This is a genomic window from Rhizobium sp. 0TCS1.26, assembly GCF_050455525.1.
Lineage (GTDB): Bacteria > Pseudomonadota > Alphaproteobacteria > Rhizobiales > Rhizobiaceae > Neorhizobium.
Genome location: NZ_JBCIYV010000003.1, coordinates 514,881 through 527,324, shown reverse-complemented (window position 1 = coordinate 527,324; position 12,444 = coordinate 514,881). Strand labels below are relative to the sequence as shown.

The following is a 12,444-nucleotide window of genomic DNA, read 5'->3' as shown; positions in this document are numbered from 1 at the left end:
GCGCCGCTGCCAATGCACCGCCGGAACTGCTGTCAGAGACGATGCGCCGCGACGAGCCGATCGAGCGCCGCGAGCAACTGTTCGCCGGCCTCCGGCAGCCTTCCGCTGTTGTCGATGGTGATGCACCGGTACTGCTCGGAAATGGCGAAGGCCTCGCTACGGACAAGCCGAGCCGTGATGTCGACCTGGGATTCCCGGCCGCGGGACTGGAGGCGGCTTGCAAGGATGTCCGGGCGCGCCACGACGTTGACGACGAGCAGGCGCGGAAATGCCGCCGCAAAACGGTCGAGCACCGATCGCGAGCCGTTGGCGATGGCGATCCCGCCATGGGCGAGGAAGGCCCGGGCCTCGTCCGGAATGCCGTAGTCGAGCCCGTGGGCGCTCCAGTGAACGGCAAAGCCGCCTTCGGCCCTGCGACGCTCGAACTCGGTGCTCGATACCGGCTCATGGTCCTCGCCACCGGCCTCGGCGTTGCGGGTGATGGCGCGCCGGACAAAAAGAATGTCGGCACGCTCGGACCGTCTGGCGCGGGCATAGTCGATCAGGCTGTCCTTGCCCGCGCCGCTTGCACCGACGACGACGACCATCGTGCCGAACCGCTCAGGCCCCGGATGCTGTAAGGACCCCGCCTGCATCAGGCCACCCTCTGGCCCTGGCGCCAGACAGCGCGGACCACCGGCACGCCTTGCGTATGGCGGACACGAACGAGATCGGCGCGCAGGCCTGCAGCGATGCGGCCGCGGTCTTCGAAGCCGACGGTGCGGGCGGGCGTCGACGTGACCATGGCGAGCGCCCGCGGCAGCGTCATGCCCTCGATCTCTTCGCTGAGCACGAAGGGCGCGTGCAGCAGGCTGAGGGGCACGTAATCGGACGACAGGACGTCGAGAACGCCGCGTTCGGCGAGATCGCGGGCGGCGATGTTGCCGGAATGCGATTTGCCGCGCACGACGTTGGGCGCCCCCATCAGCACGCTCATGCCCGCCGCGTGGGAAGCATCGGCGGCATCGAGGCCAGTCGGGAATTCGGCGAGCCGCACGCCGTAGCCGATGGCCTCCTCCACATGCTCGAGCGTCGCATCATCGTGACTGGCGACGGTGATGCCGCGAGCCTGAGAGAAGGCGGCCAGCTGCCGGCGATGCGGCGTTGCATAGCGGGCCGAATCGTCCTGACGCCGCTTCATGAAATGCGCGAAGGCCTCGTCCGAGAGCCCGCGCTTGATCTTGTAGTAGAGCGTGTACTGGTCCAGCGTCTGGAACTGCCGCTGGCCGGGAGCGTGATCCATCAGCGAGACGAGACGGACGGCAGGATCGTCGCCGAAATCCTCGACATGCTGCAGCACATCGGCGGCCGACACTTCGCAGCGCAGATGCAGCAGATGTTCGGCGCGCAGCCGATCCTCCTTCTGCGCCGTCTGGATGGCATCGGCCATGCGCCGCATCTCGCCTCGTTCGAAACCGGAGCTCTCGTCCGATCCCATGCGCAGGCAGTCGAACACCGTGGTGATGCCGGAGCTGGCGATCTGCGCATCATGCGCCTGGATCGCCGACATGGTGTTCCAGCGCACTCCTGGCCGAGGCGAATAATGGGTTTCCAGGTGATCTGTATGCAGTTCGACGAGACCGGGGATCAGGTGATCCCCGTCGAGATCGTCACCCGTGGCGCTCTGCCCTTCATCGATATCGAGGATCCGGCCGTCGCGAACCCGGACACTGCCGGTGAGGATCCGGTCGTCGAGAACGATGCGGGCATTGCCAAGAATGAGGTCGGGCATGAAGGAAACCGTATGTTGGAGGCTGCTGCGAGCCCGAATGCAGGATGATGGTGCCACCGGCGCGCCCGGCGATGCACCATGACAGCCGTGAGCCGGCCGCGACGAGAGATGTCTACTATGACCGGGAAGATGACAATCACGAGACGGAAGATCAACACCGGGCGGGAAAACTCATGCCCATCACCACAAGCCGTCCGAACCGACGCCAGAGGTCAACCTTATCCTCTAGGAGCTTGGCTTTCTGGCGTTGAGCGCGGCTCCGCCAAGCGTCCGGCGCGAAGCGCCCGGCTCGCCAGGTTGTCGCTGATGCCGGCGCTGCGGGCGGTGCGGTTGACCAGACGTGCCAGTTCGCGATCGTTGAGGCGATCGGGACCAACGGCACGGCCCTGACCGGTGACGCGCCGGAAGAGCGGCCCGCGCTCGATCCTCGCCAGCGACAGCCAGGTCTCGACTGCGTGTACCGGGCAGATGGCATCGGATGAGCTGCGCCCGATCTCGATGGTGCGCGTTCCCTTGCGTGTCCTCAGCGTCACCCGAAGGCCGTTCGGATCGGCTTCGATCCAGCCGGCAGCGTCGGGCGTCTGGTCCGGACCGGCATCCAGTCCGACGACCTCTGAGCGTCTCAGAGCGCCCGCATATCCGACCAGCAGCATCGCCCGATCCCGCAGTCCGCGCAGAGTTCCGCGGTCCACCGTCTCGAGCATGGCGCGCAGATCGTCCGGCATGACCGCTGGAGACGGACCGGTGTCGGTACGCGGCGCCTCCCGCAGACGCGCGATGACGTTCGCAAGCTGCGGATCCCGGCGATCGATCGGAAACCCGCGCTGAGCAAAATTCCACGACAGCGACGACAGCCGCCGCGCCATGGTCGACGGCGCCTTGTCACGCCCTGTCGGATCAGCCCTTCCCGCCGCGCAGTCGCCGATGTAACCGGCGATCAGATCTGCCGTCGGCGGCAGGACCGCCCTGCCCTGCCGCCGGCACCAGGCAGAAAAGTGCTTCCAGTCGGAAGCATAGGCGCGCCGCGTATTGGCCGATACGAGCGGCTGTCCGGTGGCGGCCGGAGCGTCATCCACGGTCGAGTGGGAAGTCGGCGCCTGGGGCGGCAATGCAGCTGCGAATCGGGATGTATCCATGCCTGCAGCATAGATCACGGCGCTTCGAATTGAAGCCGCGTCGGCGGGGCTAGCTGCGCACCACGCCCTTCTTCAGGATGATGTTGGCGTAGAGCCGGGTCTCCCCGGTCTGGACGATCGCAAAGCAGGTTCTCGCCCGGGCATAGAAGGCGTGCCGTTCGAGCGTACCGCAGGCGGCGCGATCGCCAACGATCGCCCGGAGATCGGCAACGGCCGGCGGAACTTCTTCCGGATTGCCGACGACTTCCATGGTGAACACCGGCACGTCGACGAACTCGTCGAGCGGCAGGACGCTCAGCACGGCGCTGGCCGCGTCGGTGATGGTCACGCCGTCGAGGCGGATCAGGCGCTGGGCATTCGACGTGCCCGGAAAGTTGGCGTCGACAAGCGCGATCTCGTCGCCATGCCCCATCGCCCTCAGCGCATGGAGAAGTTCCGGGGAAAGCAGTGGGTGGATATTGATGAGCATGGAAAGCGCCTCCGCCGGCATGCCGCCGGTTCCGGCGGGACGTTATCGGCGCCGCGAATGCTTCGTCAAGCCGAAGCCCGGCATCAAACGCTGGTGAGCAACAGGCTGGTCTCGCTGTTCGATACCCCGTCGATGACGCGGACATCGCGCAGGACGCGGTCGAATTCGCCGAGGTTGGCGGCGCGGATCTGGGCGACAAGATCCCAGTTGCCGTTGGTCGTGTGCAGCGCATGGATCTCCGGCATGCCACGCAGCTTGCGGATCACCCGGTCGGTCGACTTCCCGGTGACCTCGATCATCATGATGGCCCGCACCGTCTGGGCGTCGAAATCCTCGCGCACGCGTACCGTGAAGCCGGTCAGCGTGCCGGTCTGCATCAACCGGTCCAGCCGGTTCTGCACCGTGCCACGGGCAACGCCCAGCAGGTCCGACAGCTTGGAGAGCGATGCACGGCCATCGATCCGCAACTGCGCGATGATGCGCCGGTCGAGGTCGTCGGGAACGTAGCTGCGCTGGGGCGTGTCGCTCATCTTCATCATTCCGCTGGATCGTCATGTGCATTTCGCTCAATACGCTGACGATTTCAACACATGATTGCCCTTTTGCGCACAAGCCTGCGTGCGCTAGGCTGCAGCCAGTCGCAAAACAAGGAGGACGTCTTGCTGCAGATCCCCTCGCCTAAGGCCCTGGTGCCGTTCGTCAGCGTCGAGAACATGATGCGGCTGGTCCACCACATCGGCCTTCAGCCGATGCTGGTCGGTCTGGCCGACGAGATCGAGGCGGACTTTCGCCGCTGGCCGGTGTTCGACAAGACGCCGCGGCTCGGTTCGCACTCGCGCCACGGCGTCATCGAACTGATGCCGACCGCCGACGGCGAGATCTACAGCTTCAAATACGTCAACGGCCATCCCCGCAACATGGCGAAGGGTCTGCAGACGGTGACCGCCTTCGGCCTGCTGGCGGAAGTCGACACCGGCTATCCCGTGCTGCTGACCGAGATGACGCTGCTCACGGCGCTCAGGACCGCCGCGACATCGGCCGTCGCGGCGCGTCATCTCGCTCCGCATCAATCCCGAACGATGGCGATCATCGGCAATGGGGCGCAGGCGGAATTCCAGGCGCTGGCGATGAAAGCGGTGCTCGGCATCACCCATCTACGGCTGTTCGACGTCGACAGCCGGGCGACGGAAAAGGTCTGCCGCAACCTCCATGGCACCGGTCTCACCCTCATTCCTTGCCATAGCGCTCAGGCGGCCGTCGAAGGGGCAGACATCATCACCACCTGTACGGCCGACAAGCAGTACGCCACCATCCTCAGCGACAACATGGTCGGCGCTGGCGTGTATATCAATGCGATCGGCGGCGACTGCCCGGGCAAGACCGAGCTACATCCGGACATCCTGAAGCGGGCCGACACCTTCGTCGAATATCCGCCGCAGACGCGGATCGAGGGCGAGATCCAGCAGATGCCGGCGGACTATCCGGTCACGGAACTCTGGCGGGTGATCTCGGGCGAGGTGGAGGGCCGGCGCGACGCGCGCCAGATCACCCTGTTCGACAGCGTCGGTTTCGCCGTCGAGGATTTCTCGGCGCTGCGCTATGTCCGCAGCCGGATCGTCGGCACCGAGTTTTTCGAGCTCCTCGACATCATCGCCGATCCGGACGATCCGCGCGATCTCTACGGGATGCTGCAAAGAGCAGTGGAGCCGGCTTAGACCCCGGGAGCAGCGGTCAACGGGTGGCGATCTGCGATCCGGGACGCGCGGTGGACCAGCGGTACCACTGCTCGGCGCTGCCGTAGAAGACGTTCAGGTCGATCTTCTCGTTGACGCCCTGCGACAGGCCAGAGCCGGAATACTGCCACAGCACCCAGTTGCGGCCGGGATAGATCTTCGACGGGTGGGCAGCGACCGAGCGGAGCCAGAACGGGTGGTTGGGGAATGCCGTCTGAAGGTTGTCCTTGTAGAAGTCCGGGGCCGTGTAGATCAGCGGGCGCTTCCCGTAATGGCGCTCCAGCGTGTCCATGAACACCTGCATCTTCTCGCGGATCTTCTCCGGCGACAGGCGACGCTTGCAGTCGGACTGATGGTTGTATTCGACGTCGATCACCGGCGGCAGGGCGTCCGGGTCGTTCGGCACGTTGCGGATGAACCACTCGGCCTGCTCGCTCGCCACCCGGCACCAGTAGAAGAAATGGTAGGCGCCGCGCTTCACGCCCGCCGCCTTGGCGCGCTGCCAATTGGTCTTGAACATCGGGTCGAGATGATCGCCGCCGTCGGTCGCCTTGATGTAGGCGAAGTTGGCGCCCTCGGTGCGCAGCTTCGGCCAGTCGATATTGCCCTGCCAGCGCGATACGTCGACGCCGTGCACCGGGTGGTGACGCGGCGTGATGCGGCCGAAATTCATCGGCTTGGCATCGCGGAAGCGCTGGCTGTAGACGCGCTCGCGCTTGCCCGACGGACCGCGCAGATCCGGCGCGTCGGGGACCAGCATGGCGACGGGGCGGTTGCTCGGAACCGGCATGCCGACATCCATCGGTCCGGTCTGGAAAGATTGCGGCTGCGGTACGTTTCCTGACCAGGCGAGCTCGTGCGGCGCCGGCCTTGCCTGGTCTGCAGCTTCCTGAACCGCTGCCGTCTCCACCTGTGGAGCCGCCGAACCGATTGACCCGGGCGGCGTGACCGGTGAGACGGCGCTGGTGACTTCCTGAGACGGTGCAAGCGTCAGCGCTTCCTCCGGCCCGCTGGAGCGGCAGCCGCCGATGACGAGGCAGCCGACGAGGATGGCGGGGATGAGAGAGGAACGCATGAACACCGTACTCTGTAGCAAGGAGCCGCAAGCGGCGGTTCGACGGAACGTGACTAACAGAGCATTACCGGCAAAATCTAAATGCAAGCTTTACCGGAAGGGTCGCGAGGCGCGCTTTTTCAGCGGCCGCTGATGGAGAACAGCATCACGTTTCCGTCAGGGCAGGGATGCCGGATCAACCGTCAGTCCGGCCGAGCGACTGGATCTTGACGACGAGTTCGGATGCCAGCCGCAGCGAGGCGCCGGTTGCCATCGCCATCGGCGGGAGCAGCAGCCACTCGAGCGTCCAGGCTGCACCTGAACGTTCCTGCTCGTGGACCATCGACTGGTGCATCCCCGAGACAAGCACCGCATTGTGACGGGCAAGCGTTACGAGCGCTTCGGCCGCCACCGGGTTCTGCTTGTGGGCCATGGCAGAGGATCCGCCGCCGCCCGCCAGCCTGATCTCCTCCCCCATCTGCGCCAGCAGCGCGATATCCTGGCCGAACTTGCCGAGGCTGCCGGAGATCAGCGACAGGGTATCGGCCAGTTCGACAACACCGTCGCGCTGGCTCTGCCATTGAACCTGGTCGGCCAGCCCGAGATGATCCGCCAGTCGCCGCCGGACCTCTGATGCCCGCGGACCGAATTGATCGAGATTGCCGGCGGCACCGCCGAACTGGATCGGCAGTGCTGAGATTTGATGCTGCAGACGGGTTCGGTGCCGCTCGAGCGGCGCCGACCAAGACCGCAAGCGATCGGCAACGCTGATGGGAAGCGCTGCCTGCATCCGCGTATGCGCCATCATCGGCCGGGCACCGAAGTTCTTTCCGACTTGAATGAACTGTTCGGAGAGCCGCTCCAGCCGACTGGAGAATATGGTAAGGACGCCCTTCAGTCGCAGCATCAGGCTGGTGTCGATGACATCTTGGCTCGTGGCACCGAGATGCACGAATTGCGCGGCATCGCTGCCGGCTGCGGCCTTGAGCTGCTTGATCAGTTGCGGAACGACAACGCCGTCGCGTGCCACGCCCGCGCGCAGGGCGACGACATCCGGTTCGAACACGCCGCAGAGATCGGCGATCAGTCCCGCAGCAGCCGAAGGGATGACGCCGGCCTCCCCTTCCGCCAGGGCCAGAGCCCGCTCGAACGCAAGCATGGCGCCGATGTCGGCGCTGGCCGAGAACATCGCACCCGTCTCCTCGTCGCCGACCAGGCCGGACAGGTAGGGATGTTCGAAGGCGGAGATGCTCATGGAAGCCTCAGATGTCGAAGAAGACAGTTTCGTCCTCGCCCTGCAGGTGGATGTCGAAGGTCACGGTATTGCCCTCGCGGCAGCCGATCAGCGTCGGCACCCGCACCCGGTGCTCTATCCGCGCAAGGATCGGATCCTCGGAATTAGCCGTCTCCTCGTCGGAAAAATACATGCGCGTATGAAGGCCGATGTTGATGCCGCGCGCGACGATCCAGAGCGTCACATGCGGCGCCATCAGTCGGCCGTCGTTGAACGGTACCCGGCCCGGCTTGATCGTCTCGAACACAAATTCGCCGGTCGTCATGTCGGCCGGGCAACGGCCCCAGCCGAAGAATTCCGGATCGGCGGTGCCGCGGGTCTCTGACGGACTGTTGTAGAAGCCGTCGGCATCCGCCTGCCATATCTCGATCATCGCATCGCGAAGCGGCGTGCCAGTGCCGTCGATCACCCGCCCGCGGATGGTGATCCGATCGCCGCGCGTCTTGTCGTTGACCATCGGCCCGGCGCCGAGATCGGTCTCGTAGACGCCGTGGATGCCGGTGAAATTCGGCGTGCAGCCGATATGGACATAGGGGCCGGCGGTCTGCGACGACGATTCCTTCAGGTAAGCGAGCGGCTGCACCATTCAGTTACCCTCCTTGCGGTTCTCGAAGAAGGTCGAGCGACGGCCGCGCAGCACGATGTCGAACTTGTAGGCGCGCAGATCCATGGGGATGGTGTTGTTCATGTCGAGCGGCGCGACCAGCCGCCGGATAGCGTCCTCATCCGGGATCGTCTTGACGATCGGGCACAGCCAGATCAGCGGGTCGCCCTCGAAGTACATCTGGGTGATCAGCCGCTGGGCAAAGCCATGGCCGAAGATCGAAAAGTGGATATGGGCCGGGCGCCAGTCGTTGACGCCGTTAGGCCAGGGATAGGCGCCGGGCTTGATGGTGCGGAAGGCGTAAGTGCCGTCGTCATCGGTGATCGTGCGGCCGAAGCCGCCGAAATTCGGATCGAGCGGCGCCAGATAGGTTTCCTTCTTGTGCCGGTAGCGGCCGCCGGCATTCGCCTGCCAGAATTCAAGGAGCGCGCCGCCCACGCCAATGCCGCGCTCATCCAGCACCCGGCCGTGGACGAGGATGCGCTGGCCGATCGCCATTTCTCCCGGCTGCGCGTAGTTGACGATCAGGTCGTTGTCGAACGGGCCGAGCATGTTGTGGCCGAACACCGGGCCGGTGATCTCGCTCCTGGTCCCGTCCAGCGAGATCGGTGCCCGCTGCGGCGAGCGCAGAACCGACGTCTTGTAGCCGGGCGTGTAGGCCGGCGGATGGATGTCTCGGTCACGGGCAAAAAAGCCGCCCGTCTCCGGCAGAGTGTTCTTCATGCCTTGTCCTCCCTGTCGCCAACCGACTTCCGCATTTCGGCATAGACCGACTTGGCGATCTTGAAGGCGTGATTGGCTGCCGGAACGCCGGAGTAGACCGCCACATGCATGAGCGCTTCGCAGACATCTTCTTCAGTCGCGCCGGTATTCGCCGTCGCCCGGATATGCAGCGCCAGTTCGTCGTCCTGGCCAAGCGAAGCCAGCAGGGCGATGGTGACGATCGACCGTTCGCGCTTGCTGAAATGCGGGCGCGACCACACCGTGCCCCAGGCCGTTTCCGTGATCATCTGCTGGAACGGCTGGTCGAAGGCGGTCTCGCCGGCGACGGCCCGGTCCACATGCGCATCTCCAAGCACCGCCCGCCGGGTCGCCATTCCCTGGCGGTGGCGTTCGGACGGAGGGGACTGGTCGGCCATGGTCAAGCTCCGGGAAGGTCGTCGATGAAGGAGCGCAGCAGCGCGATGAAGGTTTCCGGCGCTTCGACGCAAGGAATGTGCGCGGCATCCGGGATGATCGCGAAGCGCGAGGCGGGAATGAGATCGGCCAGTGACTTTACCAGTTCGGGGGGTGTCGAGCCGTCCTCGGCGCCGGCTATGCAAAGGGTCGGCACCGCGACCGATCGTGCGACCTCTGCGAAATCTGCATCGCGAATCGCCGCGCAGGTTCCCGCATAGCCCTCAGCCGACTGACGGGCGAGCATCGTGCAGTAGCCGCGATAGTCGGCATTGTCGTCACGGCGATAGGCGGCAGTGAACCAGCGCGACATGATTGGTTCGAGAATGCTTGCAATGCCGCTCTGCCGGACCGCGTCGATGCGGGCGTTCCAGAACTCCGGCGTGCCGATCCTGTGCGCCGTATCGGCAAGCACCAGGGCGCGCGCCAGTTCGGGGCGGGCGCGGTAGAGGTCGAGGGCGATTGGTCCGCCGACCGAGAGGCCGCAGACGATGACGTCCTTCAGGCCGTAGTGGTCGATGAGACCGGCAAGATCGCCGGAGAAATCCTCGATGCGGTAAGGCGGTGCGGCAAGATCCGAGAGACCGTGGCCGCGCTTGTCGAAGGTGAGGATGGTAAAGTCGGGCGCCAGCGCCTCGACCACCCGGTCCCAGATACGGCGATCGGTGCCGAGCGAGTTGATGAACGCGATCGCCGGTTTGCCGCTGCCCTGGCCATGAAGGTCATGGCTGATGACGACATCGTTGATGCGGACGAACCTCATGCTGCACTCCTCCGCTGCTTTTATTGCACCAACAGGGTGGCGAAGCAAAATAAGAAATCGTGCAGATGGTTGTCGCAGAAATGCCGGTCGTCAGGCGGCCAGGCGCCGGCCCCGTTGTTCGATGCTGAACAGCACGAGCCCGACAATACCGAGTAGACTGCCGACGGCCGACGTCGCCGTCCAGCCGCCCCAGTGATAGGTGATGGTTCCGAGCGTCGAGCCGATCGCACCGCCGATGAAGGCGGAGGTCATGTAGATGGCGTTCAGCCGACCGCGCTTTTCCGGCGAGATGGCGAAGATGATTCGCTGGCTGATAATCTGGTTTGCCTGGACGGCCGCATCGAGCAGCACGGCGCAGAGCGTGAGGAGGATCAGCGCGCCGGCCGCCATGGCATAGCCGCTGATCGCGAAGAACACCGCCAGCCCGAGCATCGCCGATGCCGAAAGCACGACGCCGAGACCTCGGTCCGCCAGCCGGCCGATGATCGGGGCTGCGAGTGCGCCGCCGGCACCGGCCAGAGCAAACAGGCCGATCTCGCGCGGCCCGAGAGACAGACGATCGGCAAGCGCCAGCGGGATCGCCGTCCAGAACAGGTTGAAGGCGCAGAAGACGATCGCCTGGTAGCACGACCGCCAGCGCAGCACCGGCGTCTCGCGGAACAGCGTTCCCATGGAGCGGAGGATCTGCGGATAGGTCATGCCGCTATTCGGCTTCTGGCGGGGCATCACCGCAACCAGCGACAGGCCGATGATCGCCATCAATCCAGCCGACAGGAAGAACACCGAGCGCCAGCCGAAGCTCGCCGAGATGAACAGCGATGCCGGCCGCGCCAGCATGATGCCGGTGAGAACGGCGCCCATGACATTGCCGACGACCCGGCCGCGTCGTTCGACCGGCACGAGGTGGGCGATCATCGGGATCAGCACCTGGGCGCCCGTCGAGCAGAGCCCGATGACGAAAGAGGCGATGAAGAACGGTACCACCGATGTCGACAGCCCCATGCCGACGAGACCGAGCATGGTGATGACAAGCGTCACCAGCACCAGTCTCTTGTTCTCGACGAGGTCGGCAAGCGACACGAGGAAGAATAGGCCGACGCCGTAGCCGATCTGGGTGGTGCTGGTCAGCGCACCGGCCACATCCGGATCAATGCCCAGTTCGGGCCCGATCTGGCTGACCAGCGGCTGCGCATAGTAGAGATTGGCAACGAGAGCTCCCGCCGCCAATCCGACTGTTGTTATCAAGGCCGTCGAAGGGCCGTCTGCGATGCCGACGGCACCTTCGGGGCGATGATTGGACATTCTCAGGCTTTCGGCAGCGTTGCCATGTCGATGACGAAGCGATAGCGCACGTCGCTCTTCACGACACGCTCATAGGCTTGGTTGATGTCCTTGATGTCGATCACTTCGATTTCGGCGGTGATATCATGCTTGCCGCAGAAGTCGAGCATCTCCTGGGTCTCCCTGATCGAGCCGATCATCGAGCCGGCGAGGCTGCGACGGCCGGGGATCAGCGAGAAGGCGTGCACCGGAACCGGGTTCTCCGGAACGCCGACCAGTACCATGGTGCCGTCGACCTTCAAGAGGTTGAGATAGGCGTTCCAGTCGATCTCGGCAGCGACCGTGCAGATGATCAGGTCGAAGGTACCGGCGAGCGTCTTGAAGGTCTCGTCGTCGGAGGTGGCGTAGTAGGCCGTCGCCCCGAGCTTCATCCCGTCGTCCTTCTTGGACAGGGTCTGGCTGAGTACGGTGATCTCGGCGCCCATGGCCGAGCCGATCTTGACGCCCATGTGGCCGAGGCCGCCCATGCCGACGATCGCCACCTTCTTGCCGGGTCCGGCCTTCCAGTGGGCGAGCGGCGAGTAGAGCGTGATGCCGGCGCACAGTAGCGGCGCTGCCGCATCGAGCGGCAGGTTGTCCGGGATCGACAAGACGTAGCCTTCCTTGACGACGATCGAGTCGGCATAGCCGCCGTAGGTCGGCGTCGTGCCGTCGGCTTCGACGTCGTTGTAGGTCTGGACGAGGCCCGGCAGGTACTGCTCGTTGTCGAAATCGCGGGTCTGGCAATGGACGCAGGAGTCGACGAAGCAGCCGACGCCGACGCGATCGCCGACCTTGAACTTGCTGACCTTGGCGCCGACGGCGGTCACCGTGCCGGCAACCTCGTGGCCTGGGACCATCGGGAAGCGGGAGTTACCCCACTCGTTGCGGGCCTGGTGAATGTCCGAGTGGCAGACGCCGCAATATTCGATGTTGATGACGACATCGTCGTCGCGCGGTTCGCGGCGCTCGAAGGTGAAGAACTCGAGCGGCTTCGACGCATCCGTCGCCGCATAGCCTCTTGCAGTAGCCATGGTGAAGACCTTTCGATCTGAGTGAATTGAGGAGTGCTCGCCCGGCGCCGGTGGAGCGACACTCTCTTAACCCAGGAGCTTGCGAACTGA

General features: G+C 64.9%; 14 protein-coding genes. 1 reads left to right on the top strand and 13 read right to left on the bottom strand.

The features are described from left to right. Nucleotides 1–32: 32 nt before the first annotated feature. The 5 genes from phnN to AAIH46_RS16490 all read right to left on the bottom strand — a co-directional run bounded on the left by phnN (nt 33) and on the right by AAIH46_RS16490 (nt 3,906). Entirely contained in the window at nt 33–587 is a 555-nt protein-coding gene (phnN, locus tag AAIH46_RS16510; protein ID WP_430307343.1) for a phosphonate metabolism protein/1,5-bisphosphokinase (PRPP-forming) PhnN, read from the bottom strand. Nucleotides 588–634: 47 nt separating this feature from the next. Next, a complete protein-coding gene (locus AAIH46_RS16505; protein WP_430307067.1) occupies nt 635–1,771 on the bottom strand; it encodes an alpha-D-ribose 1-methylphosphonate 5-triphosphate diphosphatase in 1,137 nt (378 codons plus the stop codon). A gap of 218 nt (nt 1,772–1,989) precedes the next feature. Continuing rightward, nucleotides 1,990–2,907: an integrase gene (locus tag AAIH46_RS16500; RefSeq protein ID WP_430307066.1), complete on the bottom strand. Its 918-nt coding sequence runs from the start codon at nt 2,905–2,907 to the stop codon at nt 1,990–1,992. Nucleotides 2,908–2,956: 49 nt separating this feature from the next. Next, a complete protein-coding gene (locus AAIH46_RS16495) occupies nt 2,957–3,376 on the bottom strand; it encodes an RbsD/FucU family protein (protein ID WP_430307065.1) in 420 nt (139 codons plus the stop codon). 83 nt (nt 3,377–3,459) lie between these two features. Further along, nucleotides 3,460–3,906, bottom strand: coding sequence for an Lrp/AsnC family transcriptional regulator (locus AAIH46_RS16490; RefSeq protein WP_430307064.1), 447 nt, complete (start codon nt 3,904–3,906; stop codon nt 3,460–3,462). 129 nt (nt 3,907–4,035) lie between these two features. On the opposite strand from AAIH46_RS16490, the gene AAIH46_RS16485 reads away from it, so the two are divergent. Beyond that, a complete protein-coding gene (locus AAIH46_RS16485) occupies nt 4,036–5,091 on the top strand; it encodes an ornithine cyclodeaminase (protein WP_430307063.1) in 1,056 nt (351 codons plus the stop codon). 16 nt (nt 5,092–5,107) lie between these two features. Here AAIH46_RS16485 and AAIH46_RS16480 read toward each other — a convergent pair whose 3' ends face one another. The 8 genes from AAIH46_RS16480 to AAIH46_RS16445 form a co-directional block, all read right to left on the bottom strand. Continuing rightward, nucleotides 5,108–6,184: a glycoside hydrolase family 25 protein gene (locus tag AAIH46_RS16480; protein WP_430307062.1), complete on the bottom strand. Its 1,077-nt coding sequence runs from the start codon at nt 6,182–6,184 to the stop codon at nt 5,108–5,110. Nucleotides 6,185–6,359: 175 nt separating this feature from the next. Beyond that, nucleotides 6,360–7,418, bottom strand: coding sequence for a 3-carboxy-cis,cis-muconate cycloisomerase (locus AAIH46_RS16475; RefSeq protein WP_430307061.1), 1,059 nt, complete (start codon nt 7,416–7,418; stop codon nt 6,360–6,362). 7 nt (nt 7,419–7,425) lie between these two features. Further along, the gene (gene pcaG, locus AAIH46_RS16470) at nt 7,426–8,043 is read right to left on the bottom strand and encodes a protocatechuate 3,4-dioxygenase subunit alpha (protein ID WP_430307060.1); all 618 of its coding nucleotides are present in this window, start codon (nt 8,041–8,043) and stop codon (nt 7,426–7,428) included. Then, nucleotides 8,044–8,784: a protocatechuate 3,4-dioxygenase subunit beta gene (pcaH, locus tag AAIH46_RS16465; protein ID WP_430307059.1), complete on the bottom strand. Its 741-nt coding sequence runs from the start codon at nt 8,782–8,784 to the stop codon at nt 8,044–8,046. Next, entirely contained in the window at nt 8,781–9,200 is a 420-nt protein-coding gene (gene pcaC, locus AAIH46_RS16460; RefSeq protein WP_430307058.1) for a 4-carboxymuconolactone decarboxylase, read from the bottom strand. The genes pcaH and pcaC overlap by 4 nt, the downstream gene beginning before the upstream one ends. A 2-nt stretch (nt 9,201–9,202) precedes the next feature. Next, the gene (pcaD, locus tag AAIH46_RS16455) at nt 9,203–10,000 is read right to left on the bottom strand and encodes a 3-oxoadipate enol-lactonase (RefSeq protein WP_430307057.1); all 798 of its coding nucleotides are present in this window, start codon (nt 9,998–10,000) and stop codon (nt 9,203–9,205) included. A 90-nt stretch (nt 10,001–10,090) separates the two neighbouring features. Further along, nucleotides 10,091–11,302: an MFS transporter gene (locus tag AAIH46_RS16450; RefSeq protein ID WP_430307056.1), complete on the bottom strand. Its 1,212-nt coding sequence runs from the start codon at nt 11,300–11,302 to the stop codon at nt 10,091–10,093. 2 nt (nt 11,303–11,304) lie between these two features. Next, nucleotides 11,305–12,354, bottom strand: coding sequence for an NAD(P)-dependent alcohol dehydrogenase (locus AAIH46_RS16445; protein WP_430307055.1), 1,050 nt, complete (start codon nt 12,352–12,354; stop codon nt 11,305–11,307). Nucleotides 12,355–12,444: the final 90 nt, after the last annotated feature.

Coding starts and splice junctions, on each gene's coding strand:
- phnN (WP_430307343.1), bottom strand. CDS start 587: ATGGTCGTCGTCGTCGGTGCAAGCGGCGCGGGCAAGGACAGCCTGATC.
- AAIH46_RS16505 (WP_430307067.1), bottom strand. CDS start 1,771: ATGCCCGACCTCATTCTTGGCAATGCCCGCATCGTTCTCGACGACCGG.
- AAIH46_RS16500 (WP_430307066.1), bottom strand. CDS start 2,907: ATGGATACATCCCGATTCGCAGCTGCATTGCCGCCCCAGGCGCCGACT.
- AAIH46_RS16495 (WP_430307065.1), bottom strand. CDS start 3,376: ATGCTCATCAATATCCACCCACTGCTTTCCCCGGAACTTCTCCATGCG.
- AAIH46_RS16490 (WP_430307064.1), bottom strand. CDS start 3,906: ATGAGCGACACGCCCCAGCGCAGCTACGTTCCCGACGACCTCGACCGG.
- AAIH46_RS16480 (WP_430307062.1), bottom strand. CDS start 6,184: ATGCGTTCCTCTCTCATCCCCGCCATCCTCGTCGGCTGCCTCGTCATC.
- AAIH46_RS16475 (WP_430307061.1), bottom strand. CDS start 7,418: ATGAGCATCTCCGCCTTCGAACATCCCTACCTGTCCGGCCTGGTCGGC.
- pcaG (WP_430307060.1), bottom strand. CDS start 8,043: ATGGTGCAGCCGCTCGCTTACCTGAAGGAATCGTCGTCGCAGACCGCC.
- pcaH (WP_430307059.1), bottom strand. CDS start 8,784: ATGAAGAACACTCTGCCGGAGACGGGCGGCTTTTTTGCCCGTGACCGA.
- pcaC (WP_430307058.1), bottom strand. CDS start 9,200: ATGGCCGACCAGTCCCCTCCGTCCGAACGCCACCGCCAGGGAATGGCG.
- pcaD (WP_430307057.1), bottom strand. CDS start 10,000: ATGAGGTTCGTCCGCATCAACGATGTCGTCATCAGCCATGACCTTCAT.
- AAIH46_RS16450 (WP_430307056.1), bottom strand. CDS start 11,302: ATGTCCAATCATCGCCCCGAAGGTGCCGTCGGCATCGCAGACGGCCCT.
- AAIH46_RS16445 (WP_430307055.1), bottom strand. CDS start 12,354: ATGGCTACTGCAAGAGGCTATGCGGCGACGGATGCGTCGAAGCCGCTC.